Annotated in this window: 25 protein-coding genes and 1 tRNA gene; 17 read left to right on the top strand and 9 right to left on the bottom strand. The window is 65.4% G+C overall.

Annotated features, from left to right (window positions below):
* Positions 1-86 precede the first annotated feature (86 nt).
* Positions 87-1,538, bottom strand: coding sequence for an NADP-dependent succinate-semialdehyde dehydrogenase (gene gabD / locus ACKI1H_RS06280; RefSeq protein ID WP_054910195.1), 1,452 nt, complete (start codon positions 1,536-1,538; stop codon positions 87-89).
* Positions 1,539-2,195: 657 nt separating this feature from the next.
* On the opposite strand from gabD, the gene ACKI1H_RS06275 reads away from it, so the two are divergent.
* Positions 2,196-2,272 (top strand) — tRNA-Arg (locus ACKI1H_RS06275).
* Positions 2,273-2,354: 82 nt separating this feature from the next.
* On the opposite strand, the gene yecR is transcribed toward ACKI1H_RS06275, so the two are convergent.
* Complete coding sequence (yecR, locus tag ACKI1H_RS06270) at positions 2,355-2,852, bottom strand: YecR family lipoprotein (protein ID WP_440467928.1); 498 nt, start codon at positions 2,850-2,852, stop codon at positions 2,355-2,357.
* Between the two features lie 246 nt (positions 2,853-3,098).
* Here yecR and ACKI1H_RS06265 point away from each other — a divergent pair, with 246 nt between their 5' ends.
* Positions 3,099-3,692, top strand: a complete 594-nt coding sequence (locus ACKI1H_RS06265; RefSeq protein WP_138519802.1) for a transglycosylase SLT domain-containing protein — start codon at positions 3,099-3,101, stop codon at positions 3,690-3,692.
* A gap of 35 nt (positions 3,693-3,727) precedes the next feature.
* On the opposite strand, the gene ACKI1H_RS06260 is transcribed toward ACKI1H_RS06265, so the two are convergent.
* Together ACKI1H_RS06260 and ACKI1H_RS06255 are read right to left on the bottom strand one after the other, a co-directional pair.
* A complete protein-coding gene (locus ACKI1H_RS06260) occupies positions 3,728-4,453 on the bottom strand; it encodes a hypothetical protein (protein WP_138519803.1) in 726 nt (241 codons plus the stop codon).
* Positions 4,454-4,522: 69 nt separating this feature from the next.
* Positions 4,523-4,705 carry a hypothetical protein gene (locus ACKI1H_RS06255; protein ID WP_138519804.1) on the bottom strand — a complete coding sequence of 61 codons (183 nt, stop codon included), beginning with the start codon at positions 4,703-4,705 and terminating at the stop codon, positions 4,523-4,525.
* Positions 4,706-4,880: 175 nt separating this feature from the next.
* On the opposite strand from ACKI1H_RS06255, the gene ACKI1H_RS06250 reads away from it, so the two are divergent.
* Positions 4,881-5,315, top strand: coding sequence for a CBS domain-containing protein (locus tag ACKI1H_RS06250; protein ID WP_081518744.1), 435 nt, complete (start codon positions 4,881-4,883; stop codon positions 5,313-5,315).
* A 16-nt stretch (positions 5,316-5,331) separates the two neighbouring features.
* On the opposite strand, the gene ACKI1H_RS06245 is transcribed toward ACKI1H_RS06250, so the two are convergent.
* Positions 5,332-6,069, bottom strand: a complete 738-nt coding sequence (locus ACKI1H_RS06245) for a metallophosphoesterase (RefSeq protein WP_138519805.1) — start codon at positions 6,067-6,069, stop codon at positions 5,332-5,334.
* Between the two features lie 352 nt (positions 6,070-6,421).
* On the opposite strand from ACKI1H_RS06245, the gene ACKI1H_RS06240 reads away from it, so the two are divergent.
* The 4 genes from ACKI1H_RS06240 (at position 6,422) to ACKI1H_RS06225 (ending at position 10,482) form a co-directional block, all read left to right on the top strand.
* Positions 6,422-8,638 carry a TonB-dependent receptor gene (locus ACKI1H_RS06240; RefSeq protein WP_440467927.1) on the top strand — a complete coding sequence of 739 codons (2,217 nt, stop codon included), beginning with the start codon at positions 6,422-6,424 and terminating at the stop codon, positions 8,636-8,638.
* A gap of 14 nt (positions 8,639-8,652) precedes the next feature.
* Complete coding sequence (locus ACKI1H_RS06235; protein WP_440467926.1) at positions 8,653-9,729, top strand: ABC transporter substrate-binding protein; 1,077 nt, start codon at positions 8,653-8,655, stop codon at positions 9,727-9,729.
* A gap of 157 nt (positions 9,730-9,886) precedes the next feature.
* The gene (locus ACKI1H_RS06230; RefSeq protein ID WP_440467925.1) at positions 9,887-10,141 is read left to right on the top strand and encodes a type II toxin-antitoxin system HicA family toxin; all 255 of its coding nucleotides are present in this window, start codon (positions 9,887-9,889) and stop codon (positions 10,139-10,141) included.
* On the top strand, positions 10,138-10,482 hold the full coding sequence (locus ACKI1H_RS06225) for a type II toxin-antitoxin system HicB family antitoxin (protein ID WP_440467924.1): 345 nt from the start codon (positions 10,138-10,140) through the stop codon (positions 10,480-10,482). Before ACKI1H_RS06230 ends, ACKI1H_RS06225 begins: the two co-directional genes overlap by 4 nt.
* 51 nt (positions 10,483-10,533) lie before the next feature.
* Here ACKI1H_RS06225 and ACKI1H_RS06220 read toward each other — a convergent pair whose 3' ends face one another.
* Positions 10,534-11,265, bottom strand: coding sequence for a class II aldolase/adducin family protein (locus ACKI1H_RS06220; protein WP_440467923.1), 732 nt, complete (start codon positions 11,263-11,265; stop codon positions 10,534-10,536).
* Positions 11,266-11,604: 339 nt separating this feature from the next.
* Between ACKI1H_RS06220 and ACKI1H_RS06215 the strand changes: the two genes are divergently transcribed.
* From ACKI1H_RS06215 to ACKI1H_RS06185, 7 genes are all read left to right on the top strand, one after another.
* On the top strand, positions 11,605-12,759 hold the full coding sequence (locus ACKI1H_RS06215; protein WP_440467922.1) for an LLM class flavin-dependent oxidoreductase: 1,155 nt from the start codon (positions 11,605-11,607) through the stop codon (positions 12,757-12,759).
* Positions 12,760-12,776: 17 nt separating this feature from the next.
* The gene (locus tag ACKI1H_RS06210) at positions 12,777-13,835 is read left to right on the top strand and encodes an ABC transporter substrate-binding protein (protein WP_440467921.1); all 1,059 of its coding nucleotides are present in this window, start codon (positions 12,777-12,779) and stop codon (positions 13,833-13,835) included.
* 92 nt (positions 13,836-13,927) lie between these two features.
* Entirely contained in the window at positions 13,928-14,983 is a 1,056-nt protein-coding gene (locus ACKI1H_RS06205) for an ABC transporter substrate-binding protein (protein ID WP_440467920.1), read from the top strand.
* Complete coding sequence (locus ACKI1H_RS06200) at positions 14,970-16,181, top strand: MFS transporter (RefSeq protein ID WP_440467919.1); 1,212 nt, start codon at positions 14,970-14,972, stop codon at positions 16,179-16,181. Before ACKI1H_RS06205 ends, ACKI1H_RS06200 begins: the two co-directional genes overlap by 14 nt.
* Positions 16,182-16,184: 3 nt before the next feature.
* The gene (locus ACKI1H_RS06195) at positions 16,185-16,943 is read left to right on the top strand and encodes an ABC transporter permease (protein WP_440467918.1); all 759 of its coding nucleotides are present in this window, start codon (positions 16,185-16,187) and stop codon (positions 16,941-16,943) included.
* Positions 16,940-17,701 (top strand): ABC transporter permease, encoded by a 762-nt coding sequence (locus ACKI1H_RS06190; RefSeq protein WP_440467917.1) that lies wholly within the window; start codon positions 16,940-16,942, stop codon positions 17,699-17,701. The genes ACKI1H_RS06195 and ACKI1H_RS06190 overlap by 4 nt, the downstream gene beginning before the upstream one ends.
* A 42-nt stretch (positions 17,702-17,743) precedes the next feature.
* Positions 17,744-18,538, top strand: coding sequence for an ABC transporter ATP-binding protein (locus ACKI1H_RS06185; RefSeq protein WP_440467916.1), 795 nt, complete (start codon positions 17,744-17,746; stop codon positions 18,536-18,538).
* 141 nt (positions 18,539-18,679) lie between these two features.
* Here ACKI1H_RS06185 and ACKI1H_RS06180 read toward each other — a convergent pair whose 3' ends face one another.
* Complete coding sequence (locus tag ACKI1H_RS06180; RefSeq protein WP_440467915.1) at positions 18,680-20,338, bottom strand: SulP family inorganic anion transporter; 1,659 nt, start codon at positions 20,336-20,338, stop codon at positions 18,680-18,682.
* Positions 20,339-20,505: 167 nt separating this feature from the next.
* Here ACKI1H_RS06180 and ACKI1H_RS06175 point away from each other — a divergent pair, with 167 nt between their 5' ends.
* The 3 genes from ACKI1H_RS06175 to mdtI all read left to right on the top strand — a co-directional run bounded on the left by ACKI1H_RS06175 (position 20,506) and on the right by mdtI (position 21,505).
* Positions 20,506-20,655 carry a hypothetical protein gene (locus tag ACKI1H_RS06175; protein ID WP_440467914.1) on the top strand — a complete coding sequence of 50 codons (150 nt, stop codon included), beginning with the start codon at positions 20,506-20,508 and terminating at the stop codon, positions 20,653-20,655.
* Between the two features lie 155 nt (positions 20,656-20,810).
* Entirely contained in the window at positions 20,811-21,182 is a 372-nt protein-coding gene (locus tag ACKI1H_RS06170) for an SMR family transporter (RefSeq protein WP_440467913.1), read from the top strand.
* Positions 21,176-21,505, top strand: coding sequence for a multidrug/spermidine efflux SMR transporter subunit MdtI (mdtI, locus tag ACKI1H_RS06165; RefSeq protein ID WP_138519819.1), 330 nt, complete (start codon positions 21,176-21,178; stop codon positions 21,503-21,505). Before ACKI1H_RS06170 ends, mdtI begins: the two co-directional genes overlap by 7 nt.
* 248 nt (positions 21,506-21,753) lie before the next feature.
* Here the strand turns inward: mdtI and ACKI1H_RS06160 are convergent, their stop codons facing one another.
* Both ACKI1H_RS06160 and flgL read right to left on the bottom strand, forming a co-directional pair.
* Complete coding sequence (locus ACKI1H_RS06160; RefSeq protein ID WP_138519820.1) at positions 21,754-22,800, bottom strand: hypothetical protein; 1,047 nt, start codon at positions 22,798-22,800, stop codon at positions 21,754-21,756.
* A gap of 141 nt (positions 22,801-22,941) precedes the next feature.
* Positions 22,942-23,856, bottom strand: coding sequence for a flagellar hook-associated protein FlgL (gene flgL / locus ACKI1H_RS06155; protein ID WP_138519821.1), 915 nt, complete (start codon positions 23,854-23,856; stop codon positions 22,942-22,944).

Genomic DNA, 23,856 nt, shown 5'->3' with positions numbered 1-23,856 from the left:
GTTGTCCGGTGCTACCACCGGAAAACGCCGACGCGAAGGTGGCTGTCAGCTCTTGCCTGCCACCCCGCGCCCACGGAAAAAACGGATCAGATACCGCCGAGGCAGAGGTATTTGACTTCGAGGTAGTCCTCGATGCCGTACTTCGAACCTTCACGGCCCAGGCCCGAGGCCTTGATGCCGCCGAACGGCGCGACTTCGTTGGAGATCAGGCCGGTGTTGATGCCCACCATGCCGTATTCCAGCTGCTCGGCGACGCGGAACACGCGGGCCAGGTCGCGGGCGTAGAAGTAGGAAGCCAGGCCGAACTCGGTGTCGTTGGACATGGCGATGACTTCGGCCTCGTCCTTGAAGCGGAACACCGGCGCCAGCGGGCCGAAGGTTTCGTCCTTGGACACCAGGGCGCTCTTCGGTACGTCGACCAGGATGGTCGGCTCGAAGAAGGTGCCGCCCAGGCTGTGCGGCTTGCCGCCGGTGAGGACTTTGGCGCCCTTGGAGACGGCGTCGGCGATGTGCTCTTCGACCTTGGCAACCGCCTTGGAATCGATCAGCGGGCCGGTGGTGACGCCCTGCTCCAGGCCGTTGCCGATGTTCAGCTTGGCCACGGCAGCCTTCAGCTTCTCGACGAAGGCGTCGTACACGCCGTCCTGAACGTACAGGCGGTTGGCGCAGACGCAAGTCTGGCCGTTGTTGCGGTACTTGGAGATCAGCGCGCCTTCGACGGCGGCGTCCAGGTCGGCATCGTCGAACACGATGAACGGAGCGTTGCCGCCCAGTTCCAGGGACACTTTCTTGATGTCCTTGGCGCATTCGGCCATCAGTTGGCGACCGATCTCGGTGGAGCCGGTGAAGGTCAGCTTGCGCACGATCGGGTTGCTGGTCAGCTCACCGCCGACTTCGCCGGCGCTACCGGTGACGACGCTGAACACGCCCTTCGGAATACCGGCGCGCTCGGCCAGCTCGGCCAGGGCCAGGGCGGAGTACGGGGTCTGTGAGGCAGGCTTGAGCACCATGGTGCAGCCAGCGGCCAGGGCCGGACCGGCTTTACGGGTGATCATCGCGGACGGGAAGTTCCACGGAGTGATAGCCGCGGTCACGCCGATCGGCTGCTTGATCACGATGATGCGCTTGTCGGGCTGGTGGCCCGGAATGGTGTCACCGTAGATGCGCTTGGCTTCTTCGCCGAACCACTCGAGGAAGGAGGCGGCGTAGGCGATCTCGCCCTTGGCTTCGGCCAGCGGCTTGCCCTGTTCGATGGTCATCAGGCGAGCCAGGTCGTCCTGGTTGGCGATCATCAGGTCGAACCACTTGCGCAGCTTGTTGGCGCGTTCCTTGGCGGTCAGCGCACGCCAGGCCGGCAGGGCCTTGTCGGCAGCTTCGATGGCACGACGGGTCTCGTCGGCGCCCATCTTCGGCACGGTGCCGATGATCTCGTTGGTGGCCGGGTTGTTCACGTTGATGGTCTTGCCGTTGTCGGCGTCGACCCAGGAACCGTCAATGTAAGCCTGTTGGCGGAACAGCTTGGCATCATTGAGTTGCATGACCTGTCTCCTTTCGAGGAAAGCCTGTGGACGGCGGGTCTGCCTCGAGTCCCCGCCTGCCTTGTTGTCTGGATGGGAGAGACCGCAGTCTCTGCCGTTCATTCGCTCCGGCCGATCAGTATCGACGCCGGAGACGAATGCCGCCTCGGCTGGGAGGCGACGCCAGGCGAACGGCTCTTAGTTCGCTCGGCATGCGGACACGGAAAAACGCAGGCCGGGGTCATTGCCCGGTCTGGTTGAACTCGTTCACGCACAGGTTCCCAGGCTCGGCCCAGGAGTACGACTGCCCTACAACCTTCCGGTACGCTGATCGACGGAAGCCGCACGGAGACCTGTCACAAGGGACATGCGGTGGGTGCAACGGAAGACTGTCATCCCGCAGGCTGATGGCCGGCTGGTGTGATGCCAATTCTCCGGTCTCCTGTTGTTGTGATGGGGAGGCGTTTGAAATCTCAAACGAATCCTAGGGCCCTCGACTGCAAAGGGCAATAGCTCGTTCGACAAAACCAACGAAGGTATCAGGTTGCAGGGGCTTTTCGGAGGATTTCTACCGACAGGCGGCTGTTTTCGTTCGATATCATGAACGAGCGTACCTGCATTGGACGCCTGCACGGGAGATGCGTATGATTGCCGCCTGCCGCGCCAGCCGCGGCATACGCACCAGTAGCTCAGCTGGATAGAGTACTGCCCTCCGAAGGCAGGGGTCGTGGGTTCGAATCCCGCCTGGTGCGCCATTCTCTTCGCCTCTCCGTTCAAGAGAGGCCGCAAAAAAGGCCCGCAGATGCGGGCCTTTCTGTTTTCACCAGTACACCGGACTCACTGGGCCATGATCTGCTGGTAGCGGCGCTGGTATTCCTCGTAGGACATCGGCGTCGACTGCAGCATCTGCAGTTGTTGCTGTTGCCATTGGGCTTTGTTCAACGAACCAGAGGCGCTACTTTGGGCTTGTGGCTGCGCCAGCAAAGGCGCGGGAGCATTCTGGCCGACCTGGTTGCCTAGATTGCCCAAGCACTGGTACTTGACGACGATCTGCGCCGCGATGCAGGTGCCATAGCCATTGAACTGGTTGCAATGCTGGGTCTGACCGCCAAAGGCCTCGGCATCCTGATAACCCCAAACCTGGCACTTGGACTTGGCGATGGCCTGGGCTTGCGATACGTCGACAACGGGCTGTTCGAACTGCTGAACGTCGTAGGCAAGGTCGACAATGCCGTCTGCACGGCTGCCGCCGGAGGCATAGAAGTTCTTCTTCACGGCGCAGCCACTGCTGGCAGTGAGCGCAATCAATAGCAGGGCGAGAGAAATACGGCGCACGGCAACCTCCTTGTCATCGATAGCCTCATTTTGCCATCAGGACTGACCGGGCGCCATCCAGTCACCTGGCAGAACAGCTTCGCTGATGCCGCAGACCTCCAGGGCGCCTCTGTCGCTATCTCCCCACAGACCGAACGTGCCGACTGGCTTCAGGGGCGAGGCTACCCTCGACGCCGTGCGATTCCTCTTCGCCACCAGAGGCTGTATAAGCCTTGCGCCATCGCGCGAGAAAAGGACAAACCGCCCATGCTCCGGCTCCTGTTGCCAGCTCTGCTCCTGGCCCTTGCCGGGTGCGCCACCAAGCCCCCGGCGCACCCCGAGAACCTTTGCGAGATCTTTCGCGAAAAGCCGCAATGGCACGAAGCGGCGCTGAAAGTGCAGAAACGCTGGGGCGGGACCGTGCAGGTGCCGATGGCGATGATGTACCAGGAGTCTTCCTTCAAGCACGACGCCCTGCCGCCGCGCTATTACTTCCTTGGCTTCATCCCCTGGGGCCGGGTCAGCTCCGCCTACGGCTACGCCCAGGCCAAGGACGAGACGTGGGCGGACTACAAGAAGGAGGCGGGAGGCTGGGGCGCCGACCGTGACGACTTCGCCGACGCGCTGGACTTCATGGGCTGGTACATGAACAAGACCTACAGCGTGAATCGCGTCTCGAAGTGGGATGCCTACGGCCAGTACTTGAACTACCACGAGGGCTGGGGCGGCTATCGCAACCGCAGCTATGACGCCAAGCCGTGGCTGAAGACGACTTCACAGAAGGTCCAGGCGCGCGCCTCGCAGTACGGCGCCCAGTACAAGAGCTGCGAGCAGGAGCTGTCGAGCGGCGGCTGGTTCTAGCAGCCGCCGATGATCGCTTGATAGCGGACGGCCGTTCAGCGCCCCATGATCCGCTGGTACTCGTCGCGGTATTCCTCGTATGGCAAGTTGCGCTGCTGCAACTCCATCAGGCGCTGTTCCTTGGTCAGCGGCCGTGAGACATGGGCGACGGTTTCTGCTGCGGTGGGCGCCAGCGGTTGCGGGACCGCCTCGGGTGGCTGCGCTGGCGTGGTGGCAGGACGTGGCGCCGGCAGGCTGCGCGAGGGACGGGCCACCAGCAGGGCGCCGGTGATTTCCTCGACGATCTGCTCGGATACCGCGCTGACTTCGGAAGCGCTCATGGAGTTGAACAGGTCACCATCGGCTTCGCTTTCGTAGCGGCGGGAGGCAAGCAGTTGGCCAGTGAGGCCATCGTGGTAACGCACGGTGGAGGTAATCCACTCCTCACCGTCGCTGCTCGCGCGATTGTTGGCGCTGTGGTCGGCACCGACTTCGATCACCACCAGGGTTGACAGCGTGTCGGTGGCGCGCGGTTCGCCGTCCTGCTCGGTGAGCTGGTAGTCCGCCGATCCTGCCTCGTCGCGCAGCGCCTCGCGCCAGCTGGCCTTCAGCGCGCCCCAGCGCGGATTGGCCGCCACCGTGGCGTCGGGCTGGAAATTCACCACCATCGCGTGGCGAGTGTCGCGGTAGAGGGAAATGGGCGCGGTGCGGTCATCCCGGCGGACGTCCGAAGAGCATCCACAGAGCAGGGAAACAGCCAGGGCGAGCGTGACATTGCGCATGGTGCTTTCTCTTTATTGTCTGGCCAGCATTCTGCCAGCCAATCATGACGCCCGGATATCGTCCGAAGGTCAGTCCAAATCGTCGTCCAGCCCGGGCTGGTATTCCTCCAGGTCCTCGTCCTCCTCCTCGTGATCGCCGGGCTGGTCCTCGAAGAACGCCGCATCCTCCTCCAGCAGGCCGTCGAGGTCGTCGTCGAGGTCCAGCAGGTGGTCGTGTTCGGGCTCGTGGAGGTCGAGGTCTTCGTCAGTCATGGCCGGTCTTTCGTGGGGGGAAACAGGGAAGGGAATCACAGTATAAGTCGCGCCGCGGAAGGATGACGCTGCCGTGACGGCGGACGGCGCTTTCCGGCCTTGCCGGATCGCGTTTCGTCCACGATTCTCTATGAACCACGGGCATCGCGCCGTGAATAACGAACAGGGGGTAGGAATGAAGACTGTGGCTCAGCTGTTGAACGCCAAGGCGGACCAGCAGGTTTACACCATCGCCCCGGATGCGCTGGTGATCGATGCACTGCGCCTGATGGCGGAGAAGAACCTCGGCGGCCTGCCGGTGGTGGAAGCCAACCAGCTGGTCGGCTTCTTCAGTGAGCGCGACTACGCCCGACGCCTGGCGCTCAAGGGGCGCAACTCGGAAGACACGCCGATCAGCGCGGTGATGACCGCGCCGGTGATCACCGTGGACACCCACCTGAACGTCGACAAGTGCATGGGCATCATGACCGAGCGCCACCTGCGCCACCTGCCGGTGGTGGAGAACGGCGAGCTGCTCGGGCTGCTGTCCATCGGCGACCTGGTGAAGGCCGCCATCGCCGAACAGGCCGAACTGATCCAGCAACTGGAACAGTACATCCGCGGCGAGTGATCGCCCCGGCGGTCGCTCAGCGCGCGGCCGCCGTTTCCACTTCACCGCTGTGCATGTCGACAATGCTCAGGCAGCCGTCGGCATAGCCGCTGCCCGTGTCGATGTAGTGGGTGTTGCCCAGCGGCCGCACGACGCTCTGCGCGGTATGACCGACGTACAGACGCTCCAGCCCGGCAATGACGGTAGCATCTTCCTTCTCGATCCGCGTGCGCGCCCACATGGCCAGGCCAACGGCATTGCGCCGGGCGATATCGCCCAACTCGCCGGCCAGTGCGGCAACGCCGCTGTCCCAGTCGGGAAAGGCCGGTGAGACCGGCGCCTCGGCATGCACGATGCCGGCGCGCCGCCCCTCTCCCAGTTCGACTTCGATCACCAGCGGCAACTGCTGCAACCGCCGGGCGATGCGCTCGCGGGTTACCGGCGTGAGCTTGTACAACCAGGTGCCGCCATTTCGGAAGTGCAGGTCGCGGTCATCGCCGGCCAGCACCACGTCGATCACCAGCTGCTCGTGGTTGCCGCGCACCGAGGCGAACCAGGGCTTGGCCAGCCAGTCGAGCACCTGCGGCGAATAGGGCCCGCGATCCACCAGGTCGCCAGCAGCGAACAGGCGGTCAGCGGCCGGATCGAATCCGACCCGGTCGAGCAGACGCTGCAGCAATTCGAAATGGCCGTGCACATCCCCCACCACGAAATCGCGGCCGCGCAGGTTGCGCGGGAAGCGTTGCAGGGGTTGCTCCGGCAAGAGCGTGTTCATTGCCAACTCCAGGGTTTTCAAGAGACCAGCTTATCAGCTGCACATTGCGTTCCAGCGGCACTGCGACGAAAGCCGTGCAACTCTGCTGCCCCACTGCTGCCCAGGCAGCGACGGCCCAGCATGGAGTGTTGCCCCAGCAGCACAGCGATCACACCACCCAATAAAATCTCTTTTCTATCAGTAGCTTATCCATCAGCGAGAAAGCGGTACGGAAGTTGCGATGTCCCCGGCAGCCTTTCGGCCTTCATCACGCGTGAGCCAGCACAAGAGCAACGCAATAACAGCTTGATGCCTTGCGGCGACGACCGAGCACCACAGAGCCAGTCGTCCTTTCGCCGCCCCTGGGGACACCATGTTCAAACGCAGTACCCTTTCCCTTGCCATCCTGGCGAGCCTGGCCAGCGTCGTCGTCCACGCGACCGACGGCGATACGCCAAAAACCGAAGAAACCAGCGCCGCGCCGACCCTCGGCAAGGTGTTGGTCACCGCACAGAAGCGCGAGGAGTCGGTGCAGGAAGTACCGGCGCCGATCACCGTACTCAGCGGCGAGAAGATCCGCGACGCCTCCCTGCAATCGGCCAGCGAAGTCACCCGCTACACCCCCAACGCCTCCGCCGGCACCACCGACGGGCACGGTCGCCCGCGCTGGTGGATTCGCGGCCTGGGCACCGGTGACCAGGGCGCCAACACGGTCAGCCCGATCGGCATCTACGTCGACGATGTGTACATCGCCAACATCAGCGCCACCGGCTTCCCGCTGTTCGACCAGGAGCGCGTGGAAGTACTGCGCGGCCCGCAGGGCACGCTGTGGGGCAAGAACACCACCGGTGGCGCGATCAACTTTATTTCGCGCAAGCCGACCTTCAGCCCCGAGGGCTACTTCAAGGTCGACATGGGCAATTACGCCAACCGCATCGTCGAGGGCGCGGTGAGCGACGCGCTGGTGGACGACAAGCTCGCCGGGCGCCTGTCCTTCCATCACCAGGGCCGCGACGGCTACACCGAGAACATCAATGACGGCGACGACAAGGGTGCGCTGGAAGACGACGCCGTGCGCCTGCAACTCGCCGCGCGGGTCAACGACAACCTCGACGCCAACCTCAACGTCCATGCCCGCCACTACCACGACACCGCCAGCTACAACACCGTGAGCTACGGCACCCGCCCGGATGGCACCAACCAGTTCGGCTATTCCATCGACCCGAAGCTGGGCAAGGCCAACTTCAACGCCAAGTACCAGGCCGAGATCGACCAGGCCGGCAGCAACCTCAACCTGGTCTGGCAACTGGGCGACCTGGAACTGACCTCCATCACCGCCTTCGAGCACTTCACCCGCGACGGCTGGACCGACAGCGACAACACCCCGCTGGAACTGCAGCGCAGCTACAGCTACGCCGACAGCCAGCAGTGGTCGCAGGAACTGCGCCTGGCCTCGCCGCGCAGCGACCGGCTGAACTGGGTGCTGGGCTTCCACTACTTCAACGAAGACCTGCAGTCGAAGAACGCCAACGCGGCGCTGCCCAACGTCTACGTCCCCAGCTACTACAACAACGTCAGCTACGACCAGAAGACCGAGAGCTACGCCATCTTCGGCAGCACCACCTACAACTTCACCGACGACTTCAACGTCACTGCCGGCCTGCGCTGGACCCGCGAGACCAAGGACATCGACCTGGAGCGCCTGGTCAACCGCGGCGCCGCCAGCTTCGGCGACGGCCACTGGTGGCAGCCGGGCAACATCGACTCGCCGCTGATCGTCAATGCCACCCAGGACGAGAGCAACACCTGGAGCGACTACAGCTGGGACCTGACGCCGGAGTACCGGATTTCCGACAACGCCCGCGCCTACTTCCGCTATGCCCGTGGCTTCCGCTCCGGCGGCTACAACGCCGGCGTCACCAGCCAGGCCACAGTGGCCAAGGTCGATCCGGAATACCTAACCTCCTACGAGCTGGGCCTGAAGTCGGAGTGGTTCGACGGTCGCCTGAATGCCAACGCCAGCGTCTTCTACTACGACTACAAGGACATCCAGCTCAACATCGTCACCGCAGTGAACAACCAGACCGTTTCGCGCCTGGCCAACGGCGCCCAGGGCGAAGCCTACGGCGCCGAGTTCGAACTGGAAGCCATCCCGGTGCAGAACCTCCACGTCAACTTCGGCCTGGGCCTGCTGCACACCGAGTTCACCGACTACACCTCGGGCAATGACGACTACTCCGGCAACCACTTCGTCCGCGCGCCCAGCGTCTCGGCGGTGATCGGCGCCGACTACCGCATCCCGCTGAACGTCGGCGGCGCGGTGATCCTCGGCACCGACTGGAACACCCGTAGTCGCCAGTACTTCTTCACCAACGACCAGAGCGCCAACATGCGCACCGGCGGCTACACCCTGGGCAACGCGCGGGTGACCTACGAACTGCCCGGCGAGACCACGCGCATCACTGCCTACGTGAACAACCTCACCGACAAGGAATACCGCAACCACACCCTGCCCACTGGCTACCAGACGGCGGCCGTCATGTACGGCGACCCGCGCACCTTCGGCGTCTCGGTCACCACCGACTTCTGAGCGAGGTAATCTCCATGAACCTTCTGCATCGCGCGTTGCGCCGGTTGCTACCAGCCGCCGCCGCGCTGCTCGCGGGCCACGCCCTGGCCGCCGAGCAACCGACCACCCTGCGCATCGCCACGGTGGCCTACGCCAACGCGGGCCAGATCACCTTCAACGGCCCCGCCTCGGTGATCGACCGCGACAAATGGCTGGAGCAGCAACTGGCCCAACGCAACATCAAGCTGGAATGGGTGCCCGCCACCACCGGCTCGGTGGGCACCTTCGTCAACGAGGAGTTCGCCAACAAACGCATCGACTTCGCCTTCTACGGCGACCTGCCGTCGATCATCGCCAACGCCTCGGGCGTGAACACCCAGTTGATCGTCCCCGGAGGCATCGGCAACAACGTCTACCTGGTGGTGCCACCGGGCTCCACGGCGAAATCCATCGCCGACCTCAAGGGCCAGCGCATCGCCCTGCACCGGGGTCGGCCTTGGGAGCTGTCGTTCGCCAAGCTGCTGGAAGCCAACCACCTGGGCTTCGATGACTTCCGCATCTTCAACCTCAACCCGCAGGCCGGCGCCGCCGCGCTGAGCGCCGGGCGGGTGGATGCCTTCTTCACCCTGAGCGATGCCTTCCTGCTGGAAGACAAGCAGGTCGGCCGCGTGATCTGGTCGAGCAAGCAAGCGCCGGCCGACTGGAAGATGCGCGCCGAAGTCTGGGGTGCGCGGGATTTCGTCAAGGACCACCCCGACCTCACCCAACTGGTGGTGGACGCCTACCTGAAGGCCGCCTGGTGGGTCTCCCAGGACGCCAACCAGGCGGCGTACCAGGAAGCCCAGTCGCGCTCCGGCGTGCCGTTGAGCGTGCTGCAGCGCGAGGTCTCCGGCGAGCCGTGGCCCGCGCACTTCTCCCCCCTCTACGACGACGCCCTGCGCCAGCACTACACCGACGGCATCGCCTACAGCCTGAAGGCGAAACTCATCCGTAACGCGGTGAAGGTGGATGATCTGCTGGAACCGAAGTTCGTCGAGCAGGGATTGAAGAACCTGCAGTTGGAGAGTTTCTGGCAGCGCAGCGCGGGGCCCTCCGTCGCCGCCAAACCATGACCTGTGCGTAGGAGCGGACTCCGTCCGCGATGAGTCCGCATCGCGCTGGATGCCGATTGCGGACGGAGTTCGCTCCTACAGGAAATCTCGAGGGTTCACTCGGATCGTGGGCGGGTCACGGACAGAAAATGCTATCATTCAGCGATAGCATTTTCGAATGCAGAACCGCCATCGAAAAACCTTCACCATGATCTTTCGCACGCCAACCAGTGCGGCAATAGTCTTTGCGGATATCGAAGCCCTGATCCGCCACTTGGGCGGCATTGTCGAAGAGCGGGAGGGTTCACGGATCAAGCTGGTTCTGCAAGGACAGACCTGGCGCTGCCATCGCCCGCATCCGGGCAAGGAAGCCAAGCGCTACCAGGTCGAGGAAGCCCGGGAATTCCTGCGCCGGGCCGGAGTGGAAGCATGAGCCAAATGACCTACAAGGGTTACACCGCCCGAATCGAGTTCGACGAGCGCGACGATCTCTTCGTCGGCCGTCTGCTGGGGGTGCACGACATCGTCAGCTTCCATGCCGATAGCGTGGGCGGACTGCACCATGCCTTGCAGGAGGCAGTAGAAGACTACCTCGCCGATTGTGCAGCGCGCGGCGTTGAACCCGAGAAGCCGGCGTCCGGCAAGATCATGCTGCGCATCCGGCCGGAAGTTCACGCCGCCGCCGCGATTGCGGCGAAGGCCTCCGGCAAGAGCCTGAACCAGTGGGCGGAGAGCGTTTTCGAGCGTGCCGCACGGAGGCGCGCTGGCGGCTGAGTTTCCATGAAAAAGCCCTCGCAAGAGGGCTTTTTCATGCCGGGCAGAAACTCAGGCCGCTGCACCCAGCAGCTTCTGGCCCTGCTCCCAGAGGCCGGTCATCTTCCACTGCTGTTCCAGCACGCCGGGGCCGAATTCCTGAGAGCCGCCGAGGCCTTCGGCCAGGCCCTGGAAGTAGGCGCCTTCCTCGATCAGCAGGATCAGCTTGGAGGCCTTGATCAGGTCTTCGCCCCAGAAGGTCGCGCCGCCGTTGGCTTCGAGGATGGCCGGGGTGTGCGGGTTCTCGGCGAGCTTGTCGAGGATGAACAGCGGCTCGGGCTGGCGACGGTCGATGTAGATCGGCAGCTCGCGGGCCAGTGTCACGCGCTGGGAAGCGGCATAGCGGATGGGCAGCACGCGGTGGGCACTGGCCCAGCCGCCAAGGTAGGCCGTGTGCACGTGGATCACCACGTTCACTTCCGGGCGCGCCTGGAAGATCGCTGCGTAGCGCTTGCCGTTGCCCCCTGCGCCACGGCCGCTGAGCGGGGTCGCGCCGGGGATGCTTTCGTCGAGGATCACGTCGCCGTCATAGGTCGCGACCACTGCGCGGATTTCCTGATCGTCGGCCCAGGGATTGGGCGCATGGACGGCGATCACCTGGTCGCTGTCGGGCACCCGCACGTAGGCCTGGTAGGTATTGGTGGCGGTGAGGGTGCGGCTTTCCTTGAGCACGCGGAAGGCCTTGGCGAAGTCGCGACGGACCTGTTCGAGCTGGTTGGCGAGTTTCGGGTCGAGGGTGGACATGGAATGCCTCCTGGCAGTCGGGGGTGGGTGAACCGCGCGGCGGTGTTCCGGTGACTGAGCAGGACTTGTGCCACCCCAAAATACTTAACCAAATCAGCCAATTACGGATCGCCAGGACAATCAGGAAGGCTGAAACGGCCCGAACACCGGCGAAATTGCTGCCCGCCCAGCATCCCCTGCTGCCGCACTGCTGCTGTACAGACAAACGCCCTGCTGCCAGAGCAGCACGCCAGCCTGAAAGCCTCGCCCCGCGCGGCCTTCAGCCTTTGGGCACAGCCCTTGCTCAAGACCTTGCACGAGCAGCACGACGCTGCCCCCGCCAAGCAAAGGAGCAAGCCCATGAGCACCGAATTCTTCTGGCGACTGCCGCTGGGCAGCGACGGTCCCTATCTCGCCTCGGACAAGAACAACCGCGGCAGCCACATCGAGCGCCCCGGCAACATCGCCCCGGGCCGCCTGCCCAATGGCGAGCCGGACGGCTTCACCTATATCGACTACATCGCCCAGGTGGCCAAGGCCGCCGAGATCGCCGGTTTCGAGGGCGCGCTGCTGCCCACCGGCCCGGAGCCGTGGATCGCCGCCGCCGCCCTGGCCCGCGAGACCCGCCGGATCAAGTTCCTGATCGCCTTCCAGGCCGCCTGGACCCTGCCGGCCTACGCCGCGCAGCAGGCAGCGATCCTCCAGCACCTGTCCCGCGACCGCCTGGAGTGGAACATCATCACCGGCGGCAACCCCGCCAGCCAGCGTGCCAACGGCGACTTCCTCGAGCACGACAAGCGCTACCAGCGTACCGGCGAGTTCCTCGACATCATCGACGGCCTGTGGAAGAACGAGCAGTTCTCCTACCAGGGCGATATCTACCAGCTGGAGAACGGTTCGCTGCCCATCGCGCTGCGCAACGTGCGCAAGCCGGGCGTGTACTTCTCCGGCTTCTCCGACCCGGCGCTGGACGTCGCGGCGAAACACGCCGACGTCTACCTGAACTGGGCCGAGCCCATCGACAAGCTCAAGCCGCACCTGGAGCGCGTGCGCGAGCTGGCCGACAAGCAGGGCCGCGAAATCCGCTTCGGCATCCGCATCGACCTGTTCGCCCGCGAGACCGAAGAGGCCGCCTGGAGCGAACTGCGCCGCCAGTACGAGCGCATCGACGCGCGCACCAGCGCCTTCATCAAGAACTTCGCCACCGGCTCGGATTCTGTCGGTGCCGCACGGCAGACCGCCTACCACCAGAACGTCGAGCGCTTCGACGACCTGATCCTCGGCCCCAACCTCTGGGCCGGCTTCGGCAAGGCCAAGCCGGGACCGACCATAGGTCTCGTCGGCAGCCACGAGAACGTCGCCGAACGCCTCGCCGAATACCGCAACGCCGGCTTTTCCACCTTCATCCTCGCCGGCAATCCGCACCTGGAAGAAGCCCTGCGCATCGGCCAGGAAGTGTTGCCGCTGGTGCAGGGCAAACGCGCCGACGTCCACGAACTCAAGGCCCGCGCCTGACCCACAAGGAGCTGCACATGTCCCGTCCCCTCGATACCCTCTGGTACACCCGTTGCCCGGTTCCCACGGGCCTTGGCATCGCCGTGCAGAAAGGCTGGCTGGAAGAGTCCCTGGCCGAGCAGGGCACGCAGATCAAATCGCTGCGCGAGTCTTCCGACCAGGCGGTGCGCGAATCGCACTTCGACCACACGCTGCAGAACTCGGTCCGCCATGGCGGCAATATCCCGGCCATCTGGGCCCGTGCCAGCGGCCGCGAAACCCGCGTGATCGGCCTGTCCTGGGCCGATGAAGCACAACTGATCCTGACCACCGCAGAGAGCGGCATCCGTAGCGTGCGCGACCTGAAAGGCCGGCGCTTCGGCCTGCCGGACTGGAGCGGCGCGCAGATCGACTTCACCCGCGCCCAGGCCATCCGCGGCCTGGAAAACGCCCTGCGCCTGGAAGGCCTGGAAGTGCGCGACCTGGAACTGGTGGACTTCGGCCTGAAGGGCACCTTCAGCGACGAGGCACCGGGCAACATCGTCGGCATCACCGGCCACGGCGGCAGCCGCCGGCGCAATGGGCAGAACCCAGAGCTGGTCGGCCTGCTGCGTGGCGAAGTGGACGCGATCTTCCTCAAGGGTGCCCACGCCGTGCAGCTGGCGCAGCAGTTCGGCTTGCACACGGTGATCGACACCGGCGCGCATCCGGAGCCGCTGATCCGCTCCAACAACGGCACGCCGCGCACCCTGAGCGTCGACCTCAACCTGCTGGAGCAACACCCCGACGCCGCCACCGCGATCCTCGCCTCGGTACTGCGCGCCGAGGACTGGGCGCACCAGCACCCGGACGACACCCGCCGCTACCTGGCGCGGGAGACCAACAGCAGCGAATTCTGGGTCGCCAGCGCCTATGGCGAGGATGCCCACCTGCGCCTGCGCACCAACCTGGACGAAGGCTCGATCCTCGCCCTGCAGGACTTCACCGACTTCCTGCAGCGCTGGAACTTCATCCCGGCGCGCTTCGACGTGCGCGAATGGATCGACCCGCGCCCGCTGGAAGCCCTGCGCAGCCGCCTGGCACAGAAAACCGGCTGATCAACGTCACGAGGGCGAGCCCTCTCCCCCAGCCCCTCTCCGCCCTCTCGACAAGCTGGGGGGAGAGGGGAGCCATTGAACTCCGAGTCCCCATGAGCACACCGCTGGAAACCCTCTGGTACACCCACAGCCCCGTTCCCACGGGCCTCGGCATTGCCGTCGAATCCGGGCGCCTGGCCCAGGCCTTCCGCCCGTTCGGCACGCGCATCCAGTCGCTGCGCGAGTCGTCCGAGCGCGAGGTGCGCGAAGCGCATTTCGACCATCACCTGCCCTACTCCGTCCGCCACGGCGGCAACATCCCGGCCCTCTGGGCCCGCGCCAGCGGCGCACGCACGCGGGTGGTCGGGCTGTCGTGGAGCGACGAGGTGCAGTTGATCGTCAGCGCGCCGGACAGCGGCGTGCGCAGCATCCGCGACCTGCGCCACCGGCGCTTCGGCCTGCCGAAGTGGGCCAACGTGCAGATCGACTTCACCCGCGCCCAGAGCCTGCGCGGCCTGGAAAACGCCCTGCGCCTGGAAGGCCTGGAGGTGCGCGACGTCGAGCTGGTGGACTACCCCTACGGCGGCACCTTCAGCGACGATCCGGTGCGCCACGTGTTCGGCGCCCAGGTGGCGCTCAAGGGCAACCGCGTGGTGCAGCGCAACAACGAGCTGATCGGCCTGCTGCGCGGCGACATCGACGCGATCTTCCTCAAGGGCGCCCACGGCCTGCAGCTGGCCCACGAATTCGGCCTGCACGTGGTGATGGACGTCGGCTCGCACCCCGAGCCATTGGTGCGCTCCAACATCGGCACGCCACGCACCCTGACCGTCGACCAGCAACTGCTGGACGAGCACTTCGACGCCGCCGTGCTGGTGCTCGATACCGTGCTGCGCGCCGAGCAATGGGCCTGGGCACACCCGGAAGAAACCCGTCGTTTCCTCGCCCGCGAGCTGAACACCAGCGAGTTCTGGGTCGCCAGCGCCTACGGCGAAGACGCGCACCTGCGCCTGCAGACCAACCTCGCCGAGCGCTCGATCAACGCGCTACGCGATCTCACCGCGTTCCTCCAGCGCTGGGAATTCATCGGCGACAACTTCAGCGTCGACAACTGGATCGACCCGCGCCCGCTGGAAGCCCTGCTGGGGAAGATCGATGTCGCCATCTAGCACGGCGCGGCCTGGCGCCTTCCTGCTCAACTTCATGCTGCTGGCGGCCTTCAGTGGCGCCACCATCGGCATGGCGAAGATCGTCACCACGCTCTACGCCATCAGCATCGGTGCCAACGCCATGCAGATCGGCATCATCTCGGCCATGGAGGCCCTCGGCATGGTGATCCTGACCCTCCCGGCCGGCTTCGTCATTGCGCGCTTCGGCGCGCGCCGGGTGTACTTCCTCGCCAGCCTCGGGCCGATGCTGCTGAACCTGGCCATCCCGATGTTCGGCGGCTGGTTGTGGCTGGCCGCTGCGCGCCTGCTGATCGGCCTGTGCATCCCGTTCCGCATTGTCGCCATGAACAGCGCCTTCCTGCGTCAGCTCAAGCGCATCGGCAACGACAAGGCCGGCTGGTATCGCGGCTCGCTGACCCTCGGCATGGGCCTGCTCGGACCGCTGCTGGGCAACTGGCTGAGCGGCACGGCGAGCTTCACCTGGGGCTTTGCTGCCATCGGCCTGTGCTTTGGCCTGATGGCTTTCTACAGCCTCGGTTTCTGGGAAGGCGAAGCGCCCAGTGAAGACATCCCCGTGGCCGCCGCCACCGGCGGATTGCTGCAACAGGTCGGCGTCATGCTGGCCAACGTCGAGATCGCCGAGAGTTGCCTGGTCGAACTGCTCAGCGCTGCCACCAGCGCGCTGTTCGGCACCTTCATCCTGCTGCTGGCGATGGAAGTCGCCGGCCTCTCGCAAGGCCAGGCGGTGAGCCTGGTGATGATCCAGGGCCTGGCCTCGGTGCTCGGCCTGTTCGGCTTCGGCTACCTGATCGAACGCAGCGGCCGCAAGCTGGCCTATGTCGGCAGTCTCGGCGCGGCGCTCGCCGCCCTGCTGCTGCTCGGCATTGCCCGCGATTACTGGCTACTGGCCCTGGGCGGCGTACTGCTCAGCGCGGCGGCGGCGCTGATCCACCTGGTGAACATGGCCCAACTGGGCGAGCACGCCATGGACAAGAGCAAGATTTCCGGGCTGTTCAACCTGGCGTCCATGTCTGGCAGTTTTTCCGGCGCGCTGCTCGGCGGGGCGATCAGCCATTTCGTCGGGCTGGGCAACCTGTTCCTCTGCTGGATTCCCCTGGTGCTGCTGGCCGCGCTGTTCTGCTGGCAACGCAAGCTGCGCCGGCAAACCACCGAGCCGCTGCTCGGCCAGGAGGGCTGATCGATGACCCACCTACTGGATCGCCTGAGCTGGTTCGTCTCGCCCCTGCTCCTGCTGCTGGCCTGGTTCGTCGCCGCCCGCGCCGGCTGGTTCCCGCCGCAACTGCTGGTGCCGCCAGCGGAAGTCTGGGCCAGTTTCCGTGACCTGCTGGCCAGCGGCGAGCTGCGCGAGCACGTGGTGAACAGCCTGTCGCGCCTGGCCATCGGTTTCTCCATCGGTGCCGTCGGCGGGCTGCTGTTCGGCACCGCCATTGCGCTGTCGAAGACCGTGGAAGCCTACTGCGCGCCGCTGTTCCACACCCTGCGCCAGGTGCCGTCGATCGCGCTGATCCCGATGTTCATCCTGTTCTTCGGTGTGGAGGAAACCTTCAAGGTGCTGATCGTCACCAAGGCCGCCTTCTTCCCCGTGGCGCTGGCCGCCAGCGAAGGCGTGAAGGGCATCCCGCGCGGCTACTTCGAAGTCGCCAGCGTGTACCGCCTGCCGCTGTGGAGCCTGCTGCGCGACGTCGCCTTCCCGGCCGCCGCACCGCCCATCGTCACTGGCCTGCGTATCAGCCTGAGCCGCGCCTGGATGGTACTGGTGGCCGCCGAGCTGCTCGCCGCCGACAGCGGCCTGGGGCAGATGATCGAACTGAGCCGGCAGATGCTGCGCATCGACATCGTGATGGTCGGCGTGGTGGTCACCGGCGCCATCGGCTTCATTCTCGATTTCGCCTTCCGCCTGCTGGAGAGGCGCCTGCTGCGCTGGAGACCGACGCCATGATCCGTACGCTCAAATCGCTGCGTGGACTGCTGCTGCCGGCCCTGCTGATCGCCGCCTGGCACTGGCAGTCGCAGCAGGGCGCCAGCGCCGCCTACGCCTTTGTACCGCTGGAGCGCATCGGCGTTGGCTTTGCCGAGCTGATCCGGACCGGCGAGCTGTGGCTGAGCGTGTCCGCCAGCCTGCAGCGCACCTGCCTGGGCCTGCTGCTGGGCGTACTCAGCGGCTTCGTGCTGGGCGCCGGCATGGCCTTGTCGAAGCCCCTGGAGCGGCTGTTCGCGCCGCTGTACCACACGATCCGCCAGGTGCCGATCCTCGGCCTGATCCCACTGATCGCCCTGTGGTTCGGCAGTGGCGAGCCATCCAAGGTGCTGATCGTCAGTCTTGCCGCCTTCTACCCGATGACGCTGAACGCCTTCGAGGGCTTCCGCGACGTGGAGAAGCGCTACCGCGAGGTCGGCCGGCTGTATGCCTTCGGCCCCTGGCAGCAGTTCCGCGAAGTGCTGCTGCCCGGTGCGCTGCCCAGCCTGAGCAACGGCGTGCTGCATGCGCTGGCCTTTGCCTGGGTCAGTTCGGTGGGCTGCGAGTTGTTCCTCTCCACCGGCATGGGCCTGGGCAACCTGATGATGAACGCCGAGACCGGCTCGCGCATGGAGGTCGTGGTGATCGGCGTGCTCAGCATCGGCCTGCTCGGCTACGCCATGAACCAGCTGTTCGCCCGCCTCGCGCGCCACCTGCTGCGCTGGCGCAACCTGCGCTAGGGCTTTCTCCCATTCGGCCTACCTGCCATGAGTGCTTCGATCATGAACGCGATCCTCGACCCCGCCATCCTTCCCACCCAGCAGGCGCAATCGGGCGCGCTGGCCATCCAGGGCCTGAGCAAGGCCTATTCCATCGACGGTCGCAGCCTGCCGGTGCTGGAGAACATCAACCTGGACGTGCGCCCCGGCGAATTCGTCAGCATCGTCGGCGCCAGCGGATGCGGCAAATCCTCGCTACTGCGGCTGATCGTCGGCCTGGAGAATGACTACCACGGGCGCATCCTGCTCGACGGCCAGACCGTCACCGGCACCGGGCTGGAGCGCGGCATCGTGTTCCAGGACCACCGTCTGTTCCCCTGGAAGACCGTGGAAGAGAACGTCGCCCTGGCGCTGAAGCAACAGAAACTCAGCCGCGCCGAGAAGCGCGAGCTCGTGGCCGATCACCTGGAGCTGGTGGGCCTCACCGGTTTCGAGCAGGCCTACCCGCACCAGCTTTCCGGCGGCATGGCGCAGCGCGCCGCCATCGCCCGCGCGCTGATCACCCGGCCCAAGGTGCTGTTGCTGGATGAACCCTTCGGCGCCCTCGACGCCCTCACCCGCGTGCGCCTGCAGCATGAGTTGCAGCGCATCTGGGTACAGCAGCGCAGCACCATGATCATGGTCACCCATGACGTGGAAGAGGCGCTGTACCTGGGCGACCGGGTGGTGGTGATGGACGCGCGGCCGGGACGGATTCGCCACGAGGTGCGGGTCGACCTGCCGCATCCGCGCGAGCGTGGCGCACCGCTACTGACGAAGTTGAAGGAAGAACTGCTGGCGGAACTGATGCACGGCTGATGATCGCGTAGGGCGCATAACCCGGAACGGGTTATGCGCCATCGGCCATCGGGAGAGCGTCAACGTAGGATGGCGTGGAGCGCAGCGATACCCATCGGTTTGTCCCACCGTTGACGATGGGTATCGCAAGCTCCACCCATCCTACGTCCGTGTTTCGTCGGCAACCTCGGCGCTGGCGGCGGACAGCGCCGCCGGGAAATCCGGGTGATACCCCGCGCCGATCTCCTCCAGCACGCCGGCCTTGCGCAACTTGCCCAGCACCCGCGCATTGGCCTCGCACAAGCGCACCTCGATGCCCCGCCGCTGCAACTGTTCGATTACTTCCTGCAGCGTCTGCAGGCCGGTGATGTCCATGAACGGCACATGGCGCAGGCGGATGATCAGCACCTTCGGGTCGGTGTGGGTCTTGGCCAGCGCGCGCTCGAAGGTTTCCGCCGCGCCGAAGAACAACGGCCCTTCGATGCTGTAGACCAGCAAGCCGGGCGGCAGCTCGCCGAGGCCGCGGCCGCGCAGCTCGACTTCCAGCTCCGGGCCTTCGTCGGCATGCACGTCCACCGACGACGCCATGCGCCGCAGGAAGTGCAGCATGGCGAGGATCACGCCGATGTTCACCGCGATCACCAGGTCGCTGAACACGGTGAGCAGGAAGGTCACCAGCAGGATGGCCACGTCGGCGCGTGGTGCACGCTTGAGCATGAACAGGAAGTGCCGCGCCTCGCTCATGTTCCACGCCACCACGAAAAGGATTGCCGCCAGCGCGCAGAGCGGAATGTTCGAGGCCAGCGGCGCGAGGAACAGCAGGATCAGCACCAGGGTCGCGGCATGGGTGACGCCGGCCAGCGGGCTGTTGCCACCGTTGCGGATATTGGTCGCGGTGCGGGCGATGGCGCCGGTAGCGGCGATGCCGCCGAACAGCGGCGTGACCAGGTTGGCGATGCCCTGGCCGATCAGCTCCTGGTTGGAATCGTGGCGGGTACCGGCCATGCCGTCGGCGACCACCGCCGAGAGCAACGACTCGATGGCGCCGAGCATGGCGATGGCGAAGGCCGGGCCGATCAGCTCCAGCACGCGCGGCAACGTCACTTCCGGCAGGCTGAAGCTGGGCAGCCCCTGTGGGATGCCGCCGAAGGCGCTGCCAATAGTGGCCACACCGTCGAAATGGAACAGCGACTGGATGGCCGTCACCACCACCATCGCCACCAGCGGGCCGGGTACCCGGCGCAGCGCAGCGATGCGCGGAGTGAACAGCACCAGCGCCAGGCTCAGCAATGCCAGCAGCGTCGTCGCGAGGTGCAGGTGTGGCAGCGCCTGGATCAGGTGCCAGAGCTTCTGGTGGAAGTGCTCGCCGGTCACCGCTGGCAGGCCGAAGAAGTCCTTCCACTGGCCGACCCAGATGATCACCCCGATCCCGGCGGTGAAGCCGACGATCACCGGCGCGGGGATGAAGCGGATGATGCTGCCCAGGCGGCTGACGCCCAGCAGCACGAGAATCGCCCCGGCCATCAGCGTGGCGATCTGCAGGCCGTCCACGCCGTACTTCGCGGTGACACCGGCGAGGATGACGATGAAGGCACCGGTGGGCCCGGCGATCTGCACGCGGCTGCCGCCCAGCAGCGAGACCAGGGCACCGGCGAAGATCGCCGTGTAGATGCCCTGCTCGGGCTTCACCCCGCTGGCAATCGCGAAGGCCATGGCCAGCGGTAGCGCAACCACCCCAACGATGACGCCTGCCACCAGGTTGCGCGTCCAATGCTCACGGCCGAAGAGTCCGGCCTTCCAGGCTTCTCGCAGGGCGATCATCACAGTCTCCGACGGGATAACGATGCTGGATGCTAGCAGGACCGGCAGCGGAACGAACGGGCGCAGGTCATGAGTGTGGCGTGCTGTCGCAGGCAGAACAGAGTGAACAGAATATTGCACAAGCTTGATGACACGCAGGATCCAGCAGGGTTCTCAGGTGCCTGTTCATGGGCATCCATGACTTGAATCAAGGCGATCGATTTGCCAGCGAAACGGAAAATTGGCACAATGTGTTCATTATGTTGAACATCAAGGCTCTGCCTCTCTCCACTTCCCGCCTGGTTTCGCGCGAGCGTCACTGGACCGGCGACCTCTAGCTCCTCCCTTCGGCTGCTACCTGAGCGTGGCGCCAAGCGCGGCCAACACTCAACAGTGATTGCCGCCCGAGTCGGCGCCACCGACCCCGAACCGAAACCGCCGCAAGGATGCTCTTAGCGAGACTGCGCGCGGCTGCCCGTGGGAGGGCTTTACCATGCGTTCCTGGATCTATCTGTTTACCGCCATCGGCTTCGAAGTCATTGGCACCACCTCGATGAAATTCACCCACACGCTGTTCCCGATCGCCGGTCTGCTGGTGATGTACGTGATGATCGGCCTGTCGTACTACTTCCTGTCGCTGGCCGTGAAACGCGTTCCGGTCGGCGTGGCCTACGCCCTCTGGGAGGGCATCGGCATCGTGTTGATCACCCTGGTCAGCGCCATCTGGCTAGGCGAGCACCTGGGCATGGAAAAGGCCCTGGGCCTGGCCGTGATGATCGCCGGCATCCTGCTGGTGAAGTCCGGCACCCGGACCGCCAAGCCCGAAGAGAGCCGTGAACTGAATGGGGAGGCCGCCACATGCTGAACCATGACCTGATTCCGATGGCCTGGCTGGGCCTGGCCATCGTCCTGGAAGTGATCGCCAACCTGCTGCTGAAGTATTCCGACGGCTTCCGCAAGCGCCTGATCGGCGTCGCCTCGATCCTCTGCGTACTGGGCGCGTTCACCGCGCTGGCGCAGGCGGTGCGCGGTATCGAACTGTCTGTGGCCTACGCCATCTGGGGCGGCTTCGGCATCCTCGCCACCGTCGCCATGGGCTGGGCCCTGTTTGGCCAACGCCTGGTGTGGCGCGGCTGGGCCGGCCTGGCGATGCTGGTATTGGGCATGGGCCTGCTGAAGCTGGCGTGATCGGCGAATGAAACGAGAAAGGCGGAGCTGCGCTCCGCCTTTTTTGTTGTGTCGAAGTTGGCTGCCGTGCGGTTCGCGAGCAAGAACTGGGCGTCCCCCTCGATCCTACGAAGAGCACGCCGCGCCCGACCTGTAGGAGCGAGCTTGCTCGCGAACAGCCCTTGCACTGCCGCATCCTGAACGTAGGGCGGATAACGCTGGCGCGTTATGCGCCCTACCAGAACCGCGCGCTTCCTATCGTGGAGAACTCAGGCCAACAGGCTCACCACCGCGAAGCGGCTGAGATTGGCCTGCGCCACCACCGTCTGAGCCGCCGCGCTGTAATGCGTAGCGCTACGCCCCATGCGGTCGAGCATGGAAGCGGCGAAGGTGTGCGCCCATTCGCGCTCGTCCTCGCTGGCATGGCGGTCGAGGAAGTCGCGGATGTCGTCCTGGCGATGGCGCAGTTGATCGCGCAGGCCGCCGATGCGATCCAGCGCCGAGACGACCGAATCGAGCAACTGACGCTGCTCGCGGAAAGCATCGGTGCTGATCTCGGTGGGGAACGCCAGCAGCCCCTCCTCCTGGCTTTTCAGCCGGGTGTTCTTGCCCTTGGCGAACAGCTTGCCCTCGCCCTGCACCGCCAGTTGGCCTTTGAGCTGCTGCCAGTCGGCCTCGGGCGCGGAGAACTTCAACGCACCGTCGCTATCGAGTTCGGCACGGATGCCGGCCTGGCCCAGCGTGGCATTGAAGCGGCGCAGTACCTGCTCGGTGCTCATGCCATCGTCCAGCACCACCGCGGCCGGCTCGGCGAGCTGTCGCCCGGCGCTGAACAGCAGGGTTTCCGTGCCCGAACGCTGGATGTCCTGCACCGATTCCAGGCCTTCAAGGCTGAAGCGACTGCGCACCGGTTCGTTGAGGCGCAGGCGGAAGTTGGCGTCGAGGCTGCCGTCCGAGCGCTGGGCGCGCTGCTCCAGCAGCTCGTTGACCTGCCGGGTGGCCTGGCGCACGCCTTCGCGGTCCTGGGATTGTGGCGCGCTGAGTTCGCGGCTGAGATTGAGCTTGAGGCCGCCGAGACGGTCCTGCAGGTCGCCCAGGTAGCTGTCGGCCGACTGTATGGAGGACAACTGCTGGTTGAGTTGCAGGTTGAAGCTGCCGCTCTTCTGCGCGCCGCGCGCCATCTGTGCGGCGTTCTCGCCTTTTTCCTCACCTTTGCGCAGGGCGTTCTGCCGCTCCCCCGTGGAGGGCAGGATGACGTCGCGGCGGGCGCTGGGATCGAAGACGGCAGCGGCCGGCAGTTGCTTGATGACCTTCATGGTGACCTCTGCACCGGATGTGCTTCCGCCCGGCATCTGGGCCGGGCGGAGGCGGGATAAAAAGTAGGGAAACCGGGCACTGCTCCGCCGATTGGCGTCCAGACCTCCTTGCGGCGCGGCCCGGCTCCCCTACGAAGAAACTTACAGGCGGCTGAACAGCGACAGGTCGTTGAGCTTCAGGTAGGTCTTCTGCGTGGCCTGCAGCGCCAGCTGGTAGGTGTTCAGGTCGATGCTCGCGCCGGCATAGTCCAGCTGCGACAGTTCGCCGTTGATCTTCTGGTTCACCAGCGAGACTTCCTCGTTGCTCGAGTTGAGCATGGTCAGGGTGTTCTGCCGGCCGCCCAGCTCGGTGATGGCACCGAGCACGCCGTCGTGGGCGCTGTCGAGGCTGTCGATGGTCGCCGCGATCTGCGCGTGTACCGCAGGGTCGGCGACATCCAGCGCCGGGTCCTTGAGCATCTTCACCGTGGCATGCAACTGGTTGAGGAAGTCCATGTTGTTGCCGAACACGCCCAGCGCGGTGACGTTCTCTTCCACCTGAACGCCGTTGGCCACGGCCGCCTGGCGCGACTTGTCGTTGCCGGTGGCGACGTAAGTATCGGTCAGCGGTTCGTAGGTCACCGCGGCGGTGTCGCTCAGGGTGCCGGAGAACAGGTAGCGGCCCTCCTCGTCACGCACGTTGACGAAACTGACGAGGGTCTTCTCGATGTTCTCCAGCTCCCCGGCCATGGCGTTGAGATCGCCGCTGGTGTTGGAGCCGTTGGCCGCCCAGAGCAGCAGGTCGCGCACATTGAGCATCGCATCCGAGGTCGCCTGCAGGTTGGTTTCCTGGGTCGACAGGTTGCCCGAGACGTTGCCGATGTTGGTGCGGTACTGCGCCAGGCTCGCTTCCTCGCGCTGGATGCGCAGCATGCGCACGCTGGCGATAGGGTCGTCGGAAGGCTGGAGGATGCGCTGCCCGCTGGACATCTGCTGCATCAGCTTGCCCAGGGCCGCCGAGTTGCTGTTCATCGAGCCGCCCATCAGCGCGGTGATCTGTGCATTGGTAATGCGCAT

Origin of the sequence: Pseudomonas sp. YH-1, assembly GCF_051990045.1 — a bacterium.
GTDB lineage: Bacteria > Pseudomonadota > Gammaproteobacteria > Pseudomonadales > Pseudomonadaceae > Pseudomonas > Pseudomonas nicosulfuronedens.
Note: the sequence above shows the minus strand (reverse complement) of the source record. Positions and strands in the feature narration are given on the sequence as shown.

Bases quoted from the DNA above. Each gene is read 5' to 3' on its own strand.
- ACKI1H_RS06255 (WP_138519804.1), bottom strand. From the start codon at position 4,705: ATGACTGACGAAGACCTCGACCTCCACGAGCCCGAACACGACCACCTG.
- ACKI1H_RS06225 (WP_440467924.1), top strand. From the start codon at position 10,138: ATGAGCCAAATGACCTACAAGGGTTACACCGCCCGAATCGAGTTCGAC.
- ACKI1H_RS06210 (WP_440467921.1), top strand. From the start codon at position 12,777: ATGTCCCGTCCCCTCGATACCCTCTGGTACACCCGTTGCCCGGTTCCC.
- ACKI1H_RS06205 (WP_440467920.1), top strand. From the start codon at position 13,928: ATGAGCACACCGCTGGAAACCCTCTGGTACACCCACAGCCCCGTTCCC.
- ACKI1H_RS06265 (WP_138519802.1), top strand. From the start codon at position 3,099: ATGCTCCGGCTCCTGTTGCCAGCTCTGCTCCTGGCCCTTGCCGGGTGC.
- ACKI1H_RS06190 (WP_440467917.1), top strand. From the start codon at position 16,940: ATGATCCGTACGCTCAAATCGCTGCGTGGACTGCTGCTGCCGGCCCTG.
- ACKI1H_RS06175 (WP_440467914.1), top strand. From the start codon at position 20,506: ATGGGCATCCATGACTTGAATCAAGGCGATCGATTTGCCAGCGAAACG.
- ACKI1H_RS06240 (WP_440467927.1), top strand. From the start codon at position 6,422: ATGTTCAAACGCAGTACCCTTTCCCTTGCCATCCTGGCGAGCCTGGCC.
- ACKI1H_RS06250 (WP_081518744.1), top strand. From the start codon at position 4,881: ATGAAGACTGTGGCTCAGCTGTTGAACGCCAAGGCGGACCAGCAGGTT.
- ACKI1H_RS06195 (WP_440467918.1), top strand. From the start codon at position 16,185: ATGACCCACCTACTGGATCGCCTGAGCTGGTTCGTCTCGCCCCTGCTC.
- flgL (WP_138519821.1), bottom strand. From the start codon at position 23,856: ATGCGCATTACCAATGCACAGATCACCGCGCTGATGGGCGGCTCGATG.
- ACKI1H_RS06200 (WP_440467919.1), top strand. From the start codon at position 14,970: ATGTCGCCATCTAGCACGGCGCGGCCTGGCGCCTTCCTGCTCAACTTC.
- ACKI1H_RS06220 (WP_440467923.1), bottom strand. From the start codon at position 11,265: ATGTCCACCCTCGACCCGAAACTCGCCAACCAGCTCGAACAGGTCCGT.
- mdtI (WP_138519819.1), top strand. From the start codon at position 21,176: ATGCTGAACCATGACCTGATTCCGATGGCCTGGCTGGGCCTGGCCATC.
- ACKI1H_RS06185 (WP_440467916.1), top strand. From the start codon at position 17,744: ATGAACGCGATCCTCGACCCCGCCATCCTTCCCACCCAGCAGGCGCAA.
- ACKI1H_RS06245 (WP_138519805.1), bottom strand. From the start codon at position 6,069: ATGAACACGCTCTTGCCGGAGCAACCCCTGCAACGCTTCCCGCGCAAC.
- ACKI1H_RS06170 (WP_440467913.1), top strand. From the start codon at position 20,811: ATGCGTTCCTGGATCTATCTGTTTACCGCCATCGGCTTCGAAGTCATT.
- ACKI1H_RS06230 (WP_440467925.1), top strand. From the start codon at position 9,887: ATGCAGAACCGCCATCGAAAAACCTTCACCATGATCTTTCGCACGCCA.
- ACKI1H_RS06235 (WP_440467926.1), top strand. From the start codon at position 8,653: ATGAACCTTCTGCATCGCGCGTTGCGCCGGTTGCTACCAGCCGCCGCC.
- gabD (WP_054910195.1), bottom strand. From the start codon at position 1,538: ATGCAACTCAATGATGCCAAGCTGTTCCGCCAACAGGCTTACATTGAC.
- ACKI1H_RS06260 (WP_138519803.1), bottom strand. From the start codon at position 4,453: ATGCGCAATGTCACGCTCGCCCTGGCTGTTTCCCTGCTCTGTGGATGC.
- ACKI1H_RS06180 (WP_440467915.1), bottom strand. From the start codon at position 20,338: ATGATCGCCCTGCGAGAAGCCTGGAAGGCCGGACTCTTCGGCCGTGAG.
- ACKI1H_RS06160 (WP_138519820.1), bottom strand. From the start codon at position 22,800: ATGAAGGTCATCAAGCAACTGCCGGCCGCTGCCGTCTTCGATCCCAGC.
- ACKI1H_RS06215 (WP_440467922.1), top strand. From the start codon at position 11,605: ATGAGCACCGAATTCTTCTGGCGACTGCCGCTGGGCAGCGACGGTCCC.